Source organism: Minwuia sp. IMCC3060 (genome assembly GCF_029909435.1).
Taxonomy (GTDB): domain Bacteria; phylum Pseudomonadota; class Alphaproteobacteria; order Minwuiales; family Minwuiaceae; genus Minwuia.
In genome coordinates this window covers 4,217,501-4,229,553 of sequence record NZ_CP123782.1, presented here as the reverse complement: position 1 = coordinate 4,229,553, position 12,053 = coordinate 4,217,501, and the positions used below count along the sequence as shown (strand labels likewise).

Sequence of the window (12,053 nt, the reverse complement as noted above, 5' to 3'; positions counted from 1 at the left end):
CAGAGGTGGTTCGGTTCGTTTGAACAGTTTCGAGCCGTTTCTTAGGTGGATTTTCCGCTTGGTTATGCCGCCACCGGGATTGGTTGCAACTTGATGTGATATGCCTGATCGGGCGTTTGCCCTTCCAGCGATGAATGCGGTCTCCTTGTGTTGTAGAAGGCCAGGTATCGGTCGATGCCCTGTCGGGCGGCTGACACGCTTTCATAGGCGTGCAGATAGACCTCCTCGTATTTGACGCTGCGCCAGAGCCGTTCGACAAACACGTTATCGCGCCAAGCGCCCTTGCCATCCATGCTGATCTGGATGTCGGCGTCCTTCAGCGCCTTGATGAAGTCAATGGACGTGAACTGTGATCCTTGGTCCGAGTTCATGATCTCCGGCTTGCCATATCTGCGCAGGGCATCATTCAAGGCCTCCAGACACGGCGCTGTTTCCAGCGTCACCGACAGCCGCCAGGCCAGAACCTTGCGGCTGAACCAGTCCAGAACGGCGACCAGATAGACGAACCCTCGGGCCATGGGAATGTAGGTAATATCCATGGCCCAGACCTGATTGGGCTGCGTCACGGCCAGCTTGCGCAGCAGGTAGGGATAGATCCTGTGACCGGGCGCAGGCTTGCTGGTGTTCGGTCTGCGATAGAGCGCCTCAATGCCCATCGTTTTCATGCAGGTTGCCACGTGCAGCCGCCCGGCCGTGAAGCCTTCCTGCCGCAGCAACCCTTTCATCATACGGCTGCCCGCGAACGGGTAGTCCATGTGCAACTCGTCAATTCTGCGCATAAGCTTGAGGTCCGCCGCACTGGTCGGGCGCGGCGCGTAATACAGGCTGCCCCGGCTGATCCCGAGAAGCCGGGCTTGCCGTGTCAGGCTCAGCCTGTGGTCCGGGCCCGTCATTTCCTTGCGCTCGGCAACAGACCGGCCTTGTCGAGCGCGCCCTCTAAAAAATCGTTTTCCAGCGCCAGCTGGCCAATCTTCGCGTGCAGGGACTTTACGTCGATCTGCGGCTCTTTCGCGGCCTTTGGCGTGTCATCGAAGACACCCGTTACGCCCTCAAGCAGCTGATCCTTCCACTGCTTGATCTGATTGGGATGCAGGTCGAACTGCGTCGCCAGCTCGCTCATCGTCCTGTCGCCCTTCAGCGCCGCCAATGCGACTTTCGCTTTGAAGGCAGGGCTGTGGTTCCGCCTGGGTCGTCTTGTCATCTTCGCTCCTTCGTCCCGGCAACGCTGCCGGATTGGGAGCAGAAAATCCACCTAACTCAACTGTCCAGATTTGTCGGGCCACCTCTTGCAATGAGCCAATGACAGCCGGTTGGTCAAAGGGGCGCAGCAAGCATTATCCCTACTATGTCTGCTATCAGCGCGGCTGCGAGCGGCGTGGCAAGTCGATCCGCCGGGAGCTGATCGAGAATGACTTCGAAAAGCTGCTGGGCGATCTCTCGCCTGCTCCGCTTCTGCTGAAGATCGCGCGCGCCATGTTTGCGGATCGCTGGGAGGCTGAAAGCCGCAACACCGAAGAGCGCAAGCGACAGATGAAAGACGAGATCACAGGCATCGACGGCAAGATCAACAAACTGGTCGAGCGTATCGTCGCCAGCGAGAATGATCGCGTCATTCAGGCCTATGAAAACCAGATCAGGGAACTTGATCACCGCAAGATCATGCTGGCCGAAAAAGCAGCAAATAGTGGAGTGGTGTCGAAGACCTTCGACGAAAGTTTTCGAACCGCCTGGACGTTTCTCTCAAACCCGCAGAAACTCTGGGCTTCTGACAGGCTGGAACATAAGCGACTGGTGCTTCGACTGGCATTTACCGGTCCGCTCGCCTACGCGAAAAATGAGGGTTTTCGAACCGCCTCTATCGCAGAGCCACTGCGGGTTCTAGGCCTGTTTGCGACCGATAATAGTGAAATGGTGGGCGCGGCTGGGATTGAACCAGCGACCCCTACGATGTCAACGTAGTGCTCTCCCACTGAGCTACGCGCCCCCGTGCGTCCCGTGGGAAACGTTGGGACGCGGGCGGTTCTATAGCCGGGGGCGGGCGGGGCTGCAAGGGGTTTTGGTCCCATGGGCGGCACGGGGCGGGCGCGCGTCCCGCCCCCTGCCGTGTGCAGCCCCCCTCATGTCAGGTGCCGGTGAACTTCGGCGGGCGCTTTTCGCGGAAGGCCGTGCCGCCTTCCGTGAAGTCGTCGGAGGTGCGGATCGCCTCGATATCCCGGCGGGCGAGACCCGCCAGTTCGGAGGGGCCCTTCGGCAGTGTGGCGGCCACGTGGCGTTTCAGCGTGCGCACCACCAGGGGCGCCATCGCGGCCAGGCGGCGGGCGTGGTCCATGGCCACGTCCATCAGTTCGGCCTGCGGCACGAGGCGGTTGACCAGCCCGACCTCATAGGCGCGCTGCGCCGACAGCGGCTCCCCCAGCAGCATGAATTCCATGGCGATCTTGTGCGGGATGCGGGCGGCGACGGAGCTGATCAGCCCGCCGGAGATGCCCACCTTCGCCTCCGGATAGATGAAGCGCGCATCATCGGCCATGATGCAGAGGTCGCAGAACTGCACCAGGATGAAGGCCCCGCCGACGCAGGTGCCATTGACCGCCGCCACCACGGGCTTGTCGACCGCGACGCCGACATCGGGGCTGAAGGGCCAGATCTCCGGCGGATCCGACAGGTCCGCACCGACCGAGAAGTTCTTTCCCGCGCCGGTCAGCACGGCGGCACGTTCCGGCCCGTCCTGGAACCGGTGCCAGGCGGCGACCAGTTCGTCCCCGAGGTCGCGGGAAAGGGCATTGTACTTGTCTGCCCGGTTCAGGGTGATGATGGCGACGTCACCCTCCGTCTCGTAGCTTACGAGGCCCATGTCCGCTTACTCCCCTGTTGCCGGTTTCGGATCCGGATTGCGCTTCTTCAGAAGGTAGCTGTGGCTGCCCTCCAGCACCTGCACGCCGTCCTGATTGTGGATGGTGGCGCGGCAGACGACGACCCCTGTGGTGCGCCCGGGGCGCAGTTCGGTGATGGTCAGCAGCGGGTACAGCGTGTCCCCGGCATAGACCGGGGCCAGAAACTTCGCCGACGCCTCCAGGAAACCGACCATGGCATCCCCGAAGACATGCGGCAGGATCCCGGCCCCCGCCGCCGTCTGCGCCATCACCTGCAGCCCGTGCGCCAGCAGGCCGCGATGGCCGTGGCGTTTGCAGTATTCGACGTCGTAGTGGATCGGGTGATTGTCCCCCGATGCCAGCTGAAAGGCCGAGAACAGGCCGTCGGTCTGGGTGCGGGAGTTGATGTAGAATTCCTGCCCCACCTCCAGGTCCTCGAACCATGATGTCTCGCACATCCGGTGCTTGGCCGGATCGAATGTCGTGTCCAAGTCAGTTCCTCCCCAGGTCTTCCAGTACGTGCGGCAGCTGCGCCACCGATTCGATGATCAGGTCCGCCAGCCCCTCCAGATCCTGCCGGGACCCGGTGCCGGACAGGACGCCCACCGCCAGCCCCGCACCACCGGCGCGGGCCATCTGCAGATCATGGACATTGTCGCCGATCATGACGACCTCTGCCGCCGCAAGGCCGACATGTCCGGCGAAGCGGTGCAGCTGGTCCGGCGCAGGCTTGGGATCGGGCACCGAGTCATATCCCATCACCAGACTGAAACGGTCGAGAACCCCGAGCCGGTCCAGCGTCGCAACGGCGCTGGCATGACCGTCGTTGGTGGCGACCCCCAGCGGGTATCCGGCGTCGCGCAGCGCATCCAGCGCCCCGGAGAGACCCGGAACAGCCGCGGCACAGGCCGCCCCCTCCGTGGCGCAGGCGTGATTGAAATGGTCGATCATCGTCTGGCGCCGTGCACCGCTGAGTGCCGGATGCCAGAGGTCGACGGTCTCGTCGATCGTGCCGGCGGCAATCACCGACCCGGCGCGGAACCGGCCCGTTGCCGGGTCCAGCCCCCCCATCTGCAACAGCTCCGCCGCGCGCGCCGGATCATCGGGTGCCGCCTCCGCCGCCAGCCGCGCCATCACCGGATACCAGGTTCGGTCGAAGTCGATCAGCGTTCCGTCCTTGTCGAACAGTACCGCACGCAGTGCCAAGCCTTGCCCTCCCCCGTCCGAGCATCAAAGATGGGCCATCATGCTTCAGGGAGGGCACCGGATGGAACAGGCAGACTACGGCAAGCTGCTGGATGACGAGATCAGGGCCTTCATCGCGGAGACCGAGAGCTACTATCCGGCTGATGCGGTGGACAAGACGGTGGCGGGACAGCGTGAGGTCTATGACCGCATGTGCCGTGCCTTCTTCGCGGGCTATCCCGAAGGCGTGAGCGCGACCGACAGCACGATCCCGAGCGCCGATGGCCATGCCGTGCCGATCCGCAGCTACCACGGGGCAGACAGTGACCCGGCTGCGGCGGTGCTGTACCTGCACGGCGGCGGCTTCGTCGTCGGCGGACTGGACAGCCATGACGACGTCTGCGCGGAGATCTGTGCGCGCACCGGTTTCGACGTGGTCTCGGTCGACTATCGCCTCTGCCCGGAGCATGTCCATCCGAAGGCGTTCGAGGATGCCATGGCCGGGTGGGCCTACCTGCGGGCGGCCACGGATGCCGCAATCGTGCTGGCCGGGGACAGCGCCGGGGGCAATCTGGCGGCCTCTCTCTCCCATGCGACACGGGGACAGGACAGGCCGCCTGCCGGGCAGGTGCTGATCTATCCGGGCCTGGGCGGCAACATCGACGAAGGCTCCTACGTCCTGCACGCCGATGCACCGATGCTGAAACGCAGCGACATGGACTTCTACCAGGCCATGCGCAGCGGCGGTGCCGATGTCCGTGGCGACGCGACCTATGCGGCCCTCTGGGACACCGACTTCACCAGCCTGCCACCGACCTTCATCGCGTCAGCCGAATGCGACCCGCTGTGCGACGACGGGGATGTCTATGCACGGCGCATAGTGGAGGCAGGCGGCAGCGCGGTCTGGCTGAACGACCGGGGGCTGGTCCACGGGCACCTGCGCGCACGCCATCGCGCCCGCCGCGCCCGGGAGAGCTTCGACCGGATCGTGCAGGCGATCGACAGCCTGGGACGCACCGGCAAGCTGCCCTGACGGGGGTGCCGGGACCGGCGCAGACCCAGCCCGCAGGCTATCGCGTCGTCACGTGATGAATGGGGCTGTCCGGATAGAAGGCGTGGTAGGCGAAGACGAAATCGACGCCATGCCGGACATCGACCTCCCTGCCGTTCTCGAAACGGGTGACGGTAAAGTTGCCCACGTCCCGCCCCTCCGCAATCTCGCCACTGTCCAGGGCCGACGCCTGTCCGGGTTCCCAGTGGATCGTCGTTCCGTCATCCAGATGCACGGTGCGGTTCAGTTTCATGAAGTCGAGGCTCCACGCCCCTCGCTCTGCCAGCGTCACCACCCGCATCAGGGGCGGAATGCCGGCCGGCATTTCTCCGCGATACAGGAAGGGACGCGCTGAACTGTCGTAATGCAGGTAGGGATTGCCGCCGTAGGAACGCTGGTAGCGTCCGTTCGGCACCAGCACGGTCGCCTCCGGCGCGCGGGCACGGAACCGGGCCCAGGACTCCAGCCGTGACGGGATCATGGTCAGGCGGGTGCCGGTCATCTCGCCCACGATGGCTTCACCGAGGAACTGCTGCCACCAGCTCTCGGTCTGGCGGTCCCACATCACCAGATCGGACCGACGCAGCTTTCCCGTGGTACCGAAATCCAGCACGCGGTCGCCGACGCGCCGATCGAACACGATGGCCGCGTTGCACAACGGGCAGAACGTCACGGCAACCGGGACCCCGCCAATCGTGTCGTTGGCGATCTCGTGAAACATCAGCACCTGCAGCGGATAGGCCTTTGCCTCCCCGTTCACCACCAGCCCGATCACCGGTTCCCGGTCCGCCAGAATCCCGTCGGCTTCGGTCACGGACACGAAGGCCGGTTCATCGATCGGCGGGATACCGTCCTTCGGCGGACCGCCATGCAGGATCTCCGAGAAATCGACCGAGGACCTGCTGAAGTCCGTGACCGGCCATTCCTGCTTCCAGTAGCGGACATACTGCGCGTCGGTCTGCGCCCAGGCCGGTCCCGCGGCCAGACCGAACAGCCATGCGGATGCCAGCAGCAGCCTGGTAATCGAACGCATCGAACCCTCCCCCTGAACACCTTCCGTGTCTACGGAGAACCCTAGGTGCCGGGTTGCGCCGGATCGACACACATGGACGTGACCAGAACGCGAAAGATTCTTGCGCACAGCGGAGCGTGGCGGGCCCAGCCGGCGGAATATTCTCGCCAGCGAGATGGATTACTGCGTTTTTGTGACACCCTGCGGTTGAGTGTTGAACCCGCGCGCAGGCTGAGCCAAATCCTGCCCCGGAACAGGGAAAGTCCCGCAAACGCGATCAAGGAGGCCATGATGGCCGTGTTCAGCGCACCCGATTTCGACGACCACGAGGAGGTCGTGTTCTGCCGCGACGCCGCGACGGGTCTGAACGCCATCATTGCCGTCCATGACACGACGCTGGGCGCCGGACTCGGCGGCTGCCGCTTCTGGCCCTATGCCAGAGAACAGGAAGCCCTGACCGACGCCCTGCGCCTGTCGCGCGGCATGACATTCAAGGCTGCCCTGGCCGGCACCGGTCGCGGCGGCGGCAAGTCGGTGATCATCGGTGATCCGCGCAGGATCGCCACGCCGGACCTGTTCCACGCCATGGGCCGGTTCGTGGAACGCCTCGGCGGCGCCTACATCATCGCGGAGGACGTCGGAACCTCCCCCGCCGACATGGCGTTCGTGCGGGAGGAAACAGGTTTCGTCGCCGGACTGGAAAGCGGGTCGGGCGACCCCTCCCCCGCCACCGCGCTCGGCGTGTTCGTCGGCATCCAGGCCGCACTGAAACATCAGCGTGGCGACGATGAACTGAAGGGCGTCACCGTCGCGGTGCAGGGTCTCGGCCATGTCGGCTGGGATCTCTGCAACCGCCTGCACGAGGCCGGGGCAAGGCTGATCGTCTCCGACATGCGCGATGGTCTGATGACTGCCGCCACGAAGTCGTTCGGCGCGGCGGCGGTGGGCACCGACGCGATCCACAAGGTGCGTGCCGATGTCTTCGCACCCTGTGCGCTGGGCGCGGGCCTGAACGATGAAACGATCCCGCTGCTGCGGGCCTCCATCGTCGCCGGGTCGGCCAACAACCAGCTCGCCGAGGCCCGGCACGACGAGATGCTGGCAGCGCGGGAGATCCTCTATGCCCCGGACTACGTCATCAACGCGGGCGGCATCATCAACATCGCCCATGAAGGCCCCGACTATGACCGTGACACGGCGTTCGAACATGTCACCCGCATCGGGGGCACACTGACGGACCTGTTCCGCCGCGCGACCCGGGAAGGCATCCCGACGGGTGCAATGGCCGACCGGATGGCGCAGGAAGTCCTCGGCAAGGCGGCACGAACCCTGGCCGCCTGACGGCCGCCGCCCGGCTGGCGACGCCGCCTCATTGACGCGGCTTTCCGACCATAGTCTTCTCCCATCCACAGGATTGAACGGGGGATATTCCGGTGGCGCTGCAACGCAAGCTTCTGATGATCGTGCTGGACGGGCTGGCCTGGCGGGCTGCCCGGCGGCTGATGGGCAATCTGGAGGGCTGGGTCAGCAGCGGGGAGGCGCGTGTCTGGCGCATGCGCTCCGTCCTGCCCTCCACCTCCGGTCCCTGCTATGCCTCCATCCATACCGGCGTGCCGCCGCAGGTGCATGGCATCACGTCCAACCAGACCGTGCGTCGGCTGAATCTGCCGGACATCTTCTCCGCCGTTTCAGGGGCGGGCGGCGTCACGGGCGCGGTGACCCATTCGGACTGGTCGCGGATGTTCAACCGCGATCCCTTCGATCCCGTCCGGGACATCGAATTCGATGATGACAGCCTGCCGATCCGGCATGGCCGGTTGCACACCATGACCGGCGAAAGCCGCGACAACCAGATGACGCCAAGTGACGTGGACCTGTTCGCCACGCTGACCAACCTGATCGGCCGCTTCGGCCTGGACTATGGCCTGCTGCATACCTGCACGCTGGATTCCATGTCGCATCGCTTCGGGCAGGACTGTGGCCCGATGGACCTCGCCTGCTACACGGTGGATGCCTCGCTCGCAGCCTTCCTGCCGGCCTGGCGCGCGGCGGGGTACGAGGTGATCGTGACCGCGGACCATGGCCACAGCGACCGCGGCCATCACGGCGGCAATGCGCCCGACATGCGCGACTTCCCGGTCTACTATTTCGGTGACGCCAAGGGGCCGGAGGAAGACGCGCTGCTGGACCAGCTGCAGCTTGCCCCCACCATCCTCTCCCGCTTCGGACTGCCGATCCCCGACAGCATGCAGGCGAAGCCGTTCCTGAAAGGCAGCGTGTCGAACTGATGTACCGCCCCAGCCATTTCAGCGTCGAGGACGCTGCCACATGCCACGATCTGATCGAAGCCAACGAGTTCGGCCTGCTGGTCACGACGGGCCCGGATGGCGCGCCCTTCGGCACACACCTGCCCTTCATCCTTGACCGCCAGGCTGGCCCGAACGGCACCCTGCTGGCGCACATGGCGCGGGCCAATCCGCAGTGGCGGGATTTCGGGCGCGCGCCGGTGCTGGCCGTGTTCTCCGGCCCGCACACCTATGTCTCGCCAACCCTGTATGCCTCCAGTCCGAACGTGCCGACGTGGAACTATGCCGTTGTCCACGCCTATGGCACGCCGCAGATCATCGGGGACGCGGACGAAGTCTCCGCCCTGATGCGCCGCCTCAGCGGCGGGTACGAGGGCGCGGAGGGCTGGCAGTATGAATCCACGCCGGAGAGCTACCGCGCCGGGATGCAGAAGGGCATCGTCGCCTTCCGCATCCCGATCGAGCGGCTGGAGGGAAAGTGGAAGATGAGCCAGAACCGCACGCCGGAGGATCGGGCCGCTGTCCGCACCGGCCTCGCCGCCTCCGACGATGCCATGACGCGGACAGTCGGCGGCATGATCCCCGGCGATGACCGGGACTGACGATCAGCCGACCTCTTCGGCGGGGCCATGCGGCGCTGAAACACGTTTCAGAAAGGTCCTGTCTTCCCGCAGCAGGAACTTCTCCCGCTGGGCAAAGCCGTAGTTCTCCTGCCCCAGGGGATCGGCGGCCAGCTTTGCCCGATAGGCTTCACAGGCCGCCAGGCTCTCGATGTTGTAGACGCCGTAGGCCAGCGTGGATGACCCCTCGTGCGGCGCGTAATAGCCGACCAGATCAGCGCCGCAGCGCGGGATGGCCTGACCCCAGTTGCGGGCATATTCGGCAAACTGCGCCTTCTTCGTCGGGTCGATGTGATAGCGGATGAAACATGTGATCATGGGAAACTCTCCGGGTTTGCGTTACGCACCCGGGAATGCCCGATTGTCGCCTGTAGAGGCTTCGACTATCATCGAACCATGAAAGAAGGACCAGATATTGCCCTGCTCGGTTCCGTCATTGGCGACCCGGCGCGGGCCAACATGCTGATCGCGCTGATGAGCGGCAAGGCGCTGACGGCGACGGAACTGGCCTCGGAGGCCGGTATCACCGTCCAGACAGCCAGTTCCCACCTTTCGAAGCTGGAGGGTGCCGGGCTGCTGCAGCAACGCAAGCAGGGCAGGCACCGCTATTTCACGCTGGCCGACGATGAAGTGGCTCAGGTCCTGGAGGCCATGATGGGCCTCGCCGCAAGCCGGGGACTGATGCGGACCCGCCCGGGTCCGAAGGATCCGGCCCTGCGGCGCGCGCGCGTCTGCTACAACCACCTGGCCGGTGATCTGGGCGTGCAGCTTTTCGACAGTCTGCAGCAGCGCCAGTTGCTGACCGGATCAGAGACGGATTTCACCCTGACCGACGCGGGCCGCGAATTCCTGGAAGACCTCGGCATCGATGTCGAGGCGCTGGAGCGGGAGCGGCGGCCGGTCTGCAAGTCCTGCTTGGACTGGAGCGAGCGGCGCACGCACATGGCCGGCGCCCTCGGCACCGCGCTGCTGGACCGTTTTATCGGGCTTGGCTGGGCCGAGCGGGTACCGAAATCGCGGATCATCAGTTTCTCGGCCAAGGGGCAGAAGGCCTTCGAGACGCATTTTCCCACGGTGAACTGACCGGGACCCCCCTCGACCTGCCGTCGCGTCACCCCATATGGGGGAGATGAAACAGAAAATGCGCCACCCGTTGTCACGCCTGCATGTCCTTGTTCCCGCGCTGCTGACGCTGTCCTGCGCGGCCGTTTCGCAACCGCTGCCACCCGATCATCAGCCCGTGGGCGAAAGCTTCCATATTCGCCCCGCTGACCTGCCGCCTCCCTTCGCCACCGACAGCGTCGCCAGTTCGGCCTATCGGGTCGAGCGTCCCGCTGGGGCGACACTGAAGGTTCCCGCCGGCTTCCGGGCCGAGCTGTTCGCAACGGGCCTGTCGCATCCGCGCTGGATGGCCGTCGCACCGAACGGCGATGTGCTGCTGGCTGAATCGCGGGCCGGAAAGATCACCCTGCTGCGGGATGCGGACGGGGACGGCAGGGCCGAGGTCCGGGGCACGTTCGCCGATGGCCTCGACGCACCGCACGGGCTGGCGATCCGCGATGGCTGGGTCTACGTGGGGGAGGAAACCCGCGTCAGCCGCCTGCCCTACCGTGTGGGGGACATGAAGGCGGCGGGACCGGCTGAACCCGTGACCGGCCCTCGCGCGCTGGGCAATGGCGGCGGACACTGGACCCGCAACCTGGCCTTCGCACCGGACGGTGACCGGTTCCATGTCGCGGTCGGATCGCGCGGCAACATTCAGGTGGAGGATCCCCCCCGCGCCACCGTGCAGCAATTCGCGTCGGACGGATCAGCGCAGACAACCTTCGCCACCGGCCTGCGCAACCCGGTCGGCATCGCCTTCTACCCCGGCACCGATGACCTCTATGTCGTGGTCAATGAAAGGGACGGGCTGGGGGACGGCCTGGTGCCCGACTATCTGACGCGGGTGGAACCGGGCGGCTTCTATGGCTGGCCCTTCAGCTACATCGGCGCCAATCCCGATCCCAACATGGGTGGGCGCGGGGCGGATCAGGCCGCGAGGGCCATTGTCCCGGACGTGCTGTTCAAGTCCCATTCCGCGCCGCTGGGCCTGGTGTTCTATCAGGGCCAGCAGTTCCCCGCCGACTATCGGGGGGATGCCTTCGTCGCGCTGCACGGCTCCTGGAACTCGGCCACACCGACCGGATACAAGATCGTCCGCGTGCCGTTCCGGGACGGTCGTCCGGTCGGCAGCTACAGCAACTTCGCCACCGGATTCTGGGTCGCGGGGCGGGACCGGGCGGAGGTGATCGGACGTCCCGCGGGACTCGCGGTATGGACCGATGGCAGCCTGCTGGTGGCGGACGACAGTGGACGGGCGGTCTGGCGGATATCCTACGCCGGTCCCTGAAGCCCCTTGATGAACGCCTGCCGCGCCTGCTCCACAGGCTCCCGCATGCAGCAGCCCTCCAGATGGTCATTGACCAGCCCCATGGCCTGCATGAAGGCATAGGCGGTGGTCGGACCGACAAAGCGCCAGCCGCGCTTCTTCAGGGCCTTTGAGAGCCGCTTGGACGTATCCGTGGTCGGGTTCTCCCGCAGGGTCGCAAGGGTCACCGGATCTGGCCGCTCCGCATCGGTTGGCATGTGCGACCAGAAGAAGGCGCTGAGGCTGCCGGCCTCCGCCACCAGTTCGACCGCACGGGCCGCATTGTTGATCGTCGCCTCGATCTTGCCCCGGTGCCGCACGATCCCGGCGTCGCCCAGCAGACGGTCGATCTCGTCGGGGCCGTAGAGCGAGACCTTGTGGAAATCGAAGCCGTCGAAGGCCGCCCGGAAGTTCTCCCGCTTGCGCAGGATCGTCAGCCAGCTCAGGCCGGACTGGAAGCCCTCCAGGCAGATCTTCTCGAACAGCCGCGTGTCGCTGTCGACCGGCCAGCCCCATTCCGCATCGTGATAGGCCTCGTAGTCCGGCAGGCCGCCGTGCCAGAAGCACCTGGGACGGCCATCCGCCCCCGGGATCAG

14 protein-coding genes and 1 tRNA gene (1 of these 15 cut by a window edge) are annotated in these 12,053 nt (G+C 65.5%); 6 read left to right on the top strand and 9 right to left on the bottom strand.

Annotated features, from left to right (window positions below):
• Positions 1-62 precede the first annotated feature (62 nt).
• The 6 genes from QGV54_RS19800 to QGV54_RS19775 all read right to left on the bottom strand — a co-directional run bounded on the left by QGV54_RS19800 (position 63) and on the right by QGV54_RS19775 (position 4,079).
• A protein-coding gene (locus tag QGV54_RS19800) for an IS3 family transposase (RefSeq protein WP_281015974.1) occupies positions 63-1,201 on the bottom strand; the annotation gives its coding sequence in 2 pieces (ribosomal slippage) (positions 63-937 and positions 937-1,201; 1,140 coding nt in all).
• Between the two features lie 113 nt (positions 1,202-1,314).
• Positions 1,315-1,650 carry a hypothetical protein gene (locus QGV54_RS19795; protein ID WP_281020026.1) on the bottom strand — a complete coding sequence of 112 codons (336 nt, stop codon included), beginning with the start codon at positions 1,648-1,650 and terminating at the stop codon, positions 1,315-1,317.
• Between the two features lie 259 nt (positions 1,651-1,909).
• Positions 1,910-1,984: transfer RNA gene (locus tag QGV54_RS19790), tRNA-Val, on the bottom strand.
• A gap of 138 nt (positions 1,985-2,122) precedes the next feature.
• Complete coding sequence (locus tag QGV54_RS19785) at positions 2,123-2,854, bottom strand: enoyl-CoA hydratase/isomerase family protein (RefSeq protein WP_281018937.1); 732 nt, start codon at positions 2,852-2,854, stop codon at positions 2,123-2,125.
• 6 nt (positions 2,855-2,860) lie between these two features.
• Entirely contained in the window at positions 2,861-3,331 is a 471-nt protein-coding gene (locus tag QGV54_RS19780; RefSeq protein ID WP_348637666.1) for a MaoC family dehydratase, read from the bottom strand.
• 34 nt (positions 3,332-3,365) lie between these two features.
• On the bottom strand, positions 3,366-4,079 hold the full coding sequence (locus tag QGV54_RS19775) for an HAD family hydrolase (protein ID WP_281018939.1): 714 nt from the start codon (positions 4,077-4,079) through the stop codon (positions 3,366-3,368).
• 61 nt (positions 4,080-4,140) lie between these two features.
• Between QGV54_RS19775 and QGV54_RS19770 the strand changes: the two genes are divergently transcribed.
• Positions 4,141-5,091: an alpha/beta hydrolase gene (locus tag QGV54_RS19770; RefSeq protein ID WP_281018940.1), complete on the top strand. Its 951-nt coding sequence runs from the start codon at positions 4,141-4,143 to the stop codon at positions 5,089-5,091.
• Between the two features lie 37 nt (positions 5,092-5,128).
• Here QGV54_RS19770 and QGV54_RS19765 read toward each other — a convergent pair whose 3' ends face one another.
• A complete protein-coding gene (locus QGV54_RS19765; protein ID WP_281018941.1) occupies positions 5,129-6,142 on the bottom strand; it encodes a DUF3179 domain-containing protein in 1,014 nt (337 codons plus the stop codon).
• A gap of 270 nt (positions 6,143-6,412) precedes the next feature.
• Between QGV54_RS19765 and QGV54_RS19760 the strand changes: the two genes are divergently transcribed.
• The 3 genes from QGV54_RS19760 to QGV54_RS19750 all read left to right on the top strand — a co-directional run bounded on the left by QGV54_RS19760 (position 6,413) and on the right by QGV54_RS19750 (position 9,029).
• Positions 6,413-7,462 carry a Glu/Leu/Phe/Val dehydrogenase dimerization domain-containing protein gene (locus tag QGV54_RS19760; protein ID WP_281018942.1) on the top strand — a complete coding sequence of 350 codons (1,050 nt, stop codon included), beginning with the start codon at positions 6,413-6,415 and terminating at the stop codon, positions 7,460-7,462.
• 92 nt (positions 7,463-7,554) lie between these two features.
• The gene (locus tag QGV54_RS19755; protein WP_281018943.1) at positions 7,555-8,409 is read left to right on the top strand and encodes an alkaline phosphatase family protein; all 855 of its coding nucleotides are present in this window, start codon (positions 7,555-7,557) and stop codon (positions 8,407-8,409) included.
• Positions 8,409-9,029, top strand: a complete 621-nt coding sequence (locus QGV54_RS19750) for an FMN-binding negative transcriptional regulator (protein ID WP_281018944.1) — start codon at positions 8,409-8,411, stop codon at positions 9,027-9,029. The genes QGV54_RS19755 and QGV54_RS19750 overlap by 1 nt, the downstream gene beginning before the upstream one ends.
• Before the next feature lie 3 nt (positions 9,030-9,032).
• Here QGV54_RS19750 and QGV54_RS19745 read toward each other — a convergent pair whose 3' ends face one another.
• The gene (locus QGV54_RS19745; RefSeq protein WP_281018945.1) at positions 9,033-9,365 is read right to left on the bottom strand and encodes an NIPSNAP family protein; all 333 of its coding nucleotides are present in this window, start codon (positions 9,363-9,365) and stop codon (positions 9,033-9,035) included.
• 78 nt (positions 9,366-9,443) lie between these two features.
• On the opposite strand from QGV54_RS19745, the gene QGV54_RS19740 reads away from it, so the two are divergent.
• Positions 9,444-10,130: a winged helix-turn-helix domain-containing protein gene (locus QGV54_RS19740; RefSeq protein ID WP_281018946.1), complete on the top strand. Its 687-nt coding sequence runs from the start codon at positions 9,444-9,446 to the stop codon at positions 10,128-10,130.
• A 46-nt stretch (positions 10,131-10,176) separates the two neighbouring features.
• A complete protein-coding gene (locus tag QGV54_RS19735) occupies positions 10,177-11,439 on the top strand; it encodes a PQQ-dependent sugar dehydrogenase (RefSeq protein WP_281018947.1) in 1,263 nt (420 codons plus the stop codon).
• Here the strand turns inward: QGV54_RS19735 and QGV54_RS19730 are convergent.
• Positions 11,424-12,053, bottom strand: the 3' portion of a protein-coding gene (locus tag QGV54_RS19730; protein WP_281018948.1) for a DNA-3-methyladenine glycosylase I. The gene runs 18 nt beyond the window's last position; only the last 630 of its 648 coding nucleotides appear in the window; its start codon lies off the right edge, out of view — the gene reads right to left on this strand; the stop codon is at positions 11,424-11,426. The two genes, QGV54_RS19735 and QGV54_RS19730, sit on opposite strands and share 16 nt — an antisense overlap.

What these genes read in the sequence shown, in the direction of transcription:
- QGV54_RS19770 (WP_281018940.1), top strand. Translation starts at nt 4,141, where the DNA reads ATGGAACAGGCAGACTACGGCAAGCTGCTGGATGACGAGATCAGGGCC.
- QGV54_RS19760 (WP_281018942.1), top strand. Translation starts at nt 6,413, where the DNA reads ATGGCCGTGTTCAGCGCACCCGATTTCGACGACCACGAGGAGGTCGTG.
- QGV54_RS19745 (WP_281018945.1), bottom strand. Translation starts at nt 9,365, where the DNA reads ATGATCACATGTTTCATCCGCTATCACATCGACCCGACGAAGAAGGCG.
- QGV54_RS19735 (WP_281018947.1), top strand. Translation starts at nt 10,177, where the DNA reads ATGAAACAGAAAATGCGCCACCCGTTGTCACGCCTGCATGTCCTTGTT.
- QGV54_RS19765 (WP_281018941.1), bottom strand. Translation starts at nt 6,142, where the DNA reads ATGCGTTCGATTACCAGGCTGCTGCTGGCATCCGCATGGCTGTTCGGT.
- QGV54_RS19740 (WP_281018946.1), top strand. Translation starts at nt 9,444, where the DNA reads ATGAAAGAAGGACCAGATATTGCCCTGCTCGGTTCCGTCATTGGCGAC.
- QGV54_RS19780 (WP_348637666.1), bottom strand. Translation starts at nt 3,331, where the DNA reads ATGTGCGAGACATCATGGTTCGAGGACCTGGAGGTGGGGCAGGAATTC.
- QGV54_RS19785 (WP_281018937.1), bottom strand. Translation starts at nt 2,854, where the DNA reads ATGGGCCTCGTAAGCTACGAGACGGAGGGTGACGTCGCCATCATCACC.
- QGV54_RS19750 (WP_281018944.1), top strand. Translation starts at nt 8,409, where the DNA reads ATGTACCGCCCCAGCCATTTCAGCGTCGAGGACGCTGCCACATGCCAC.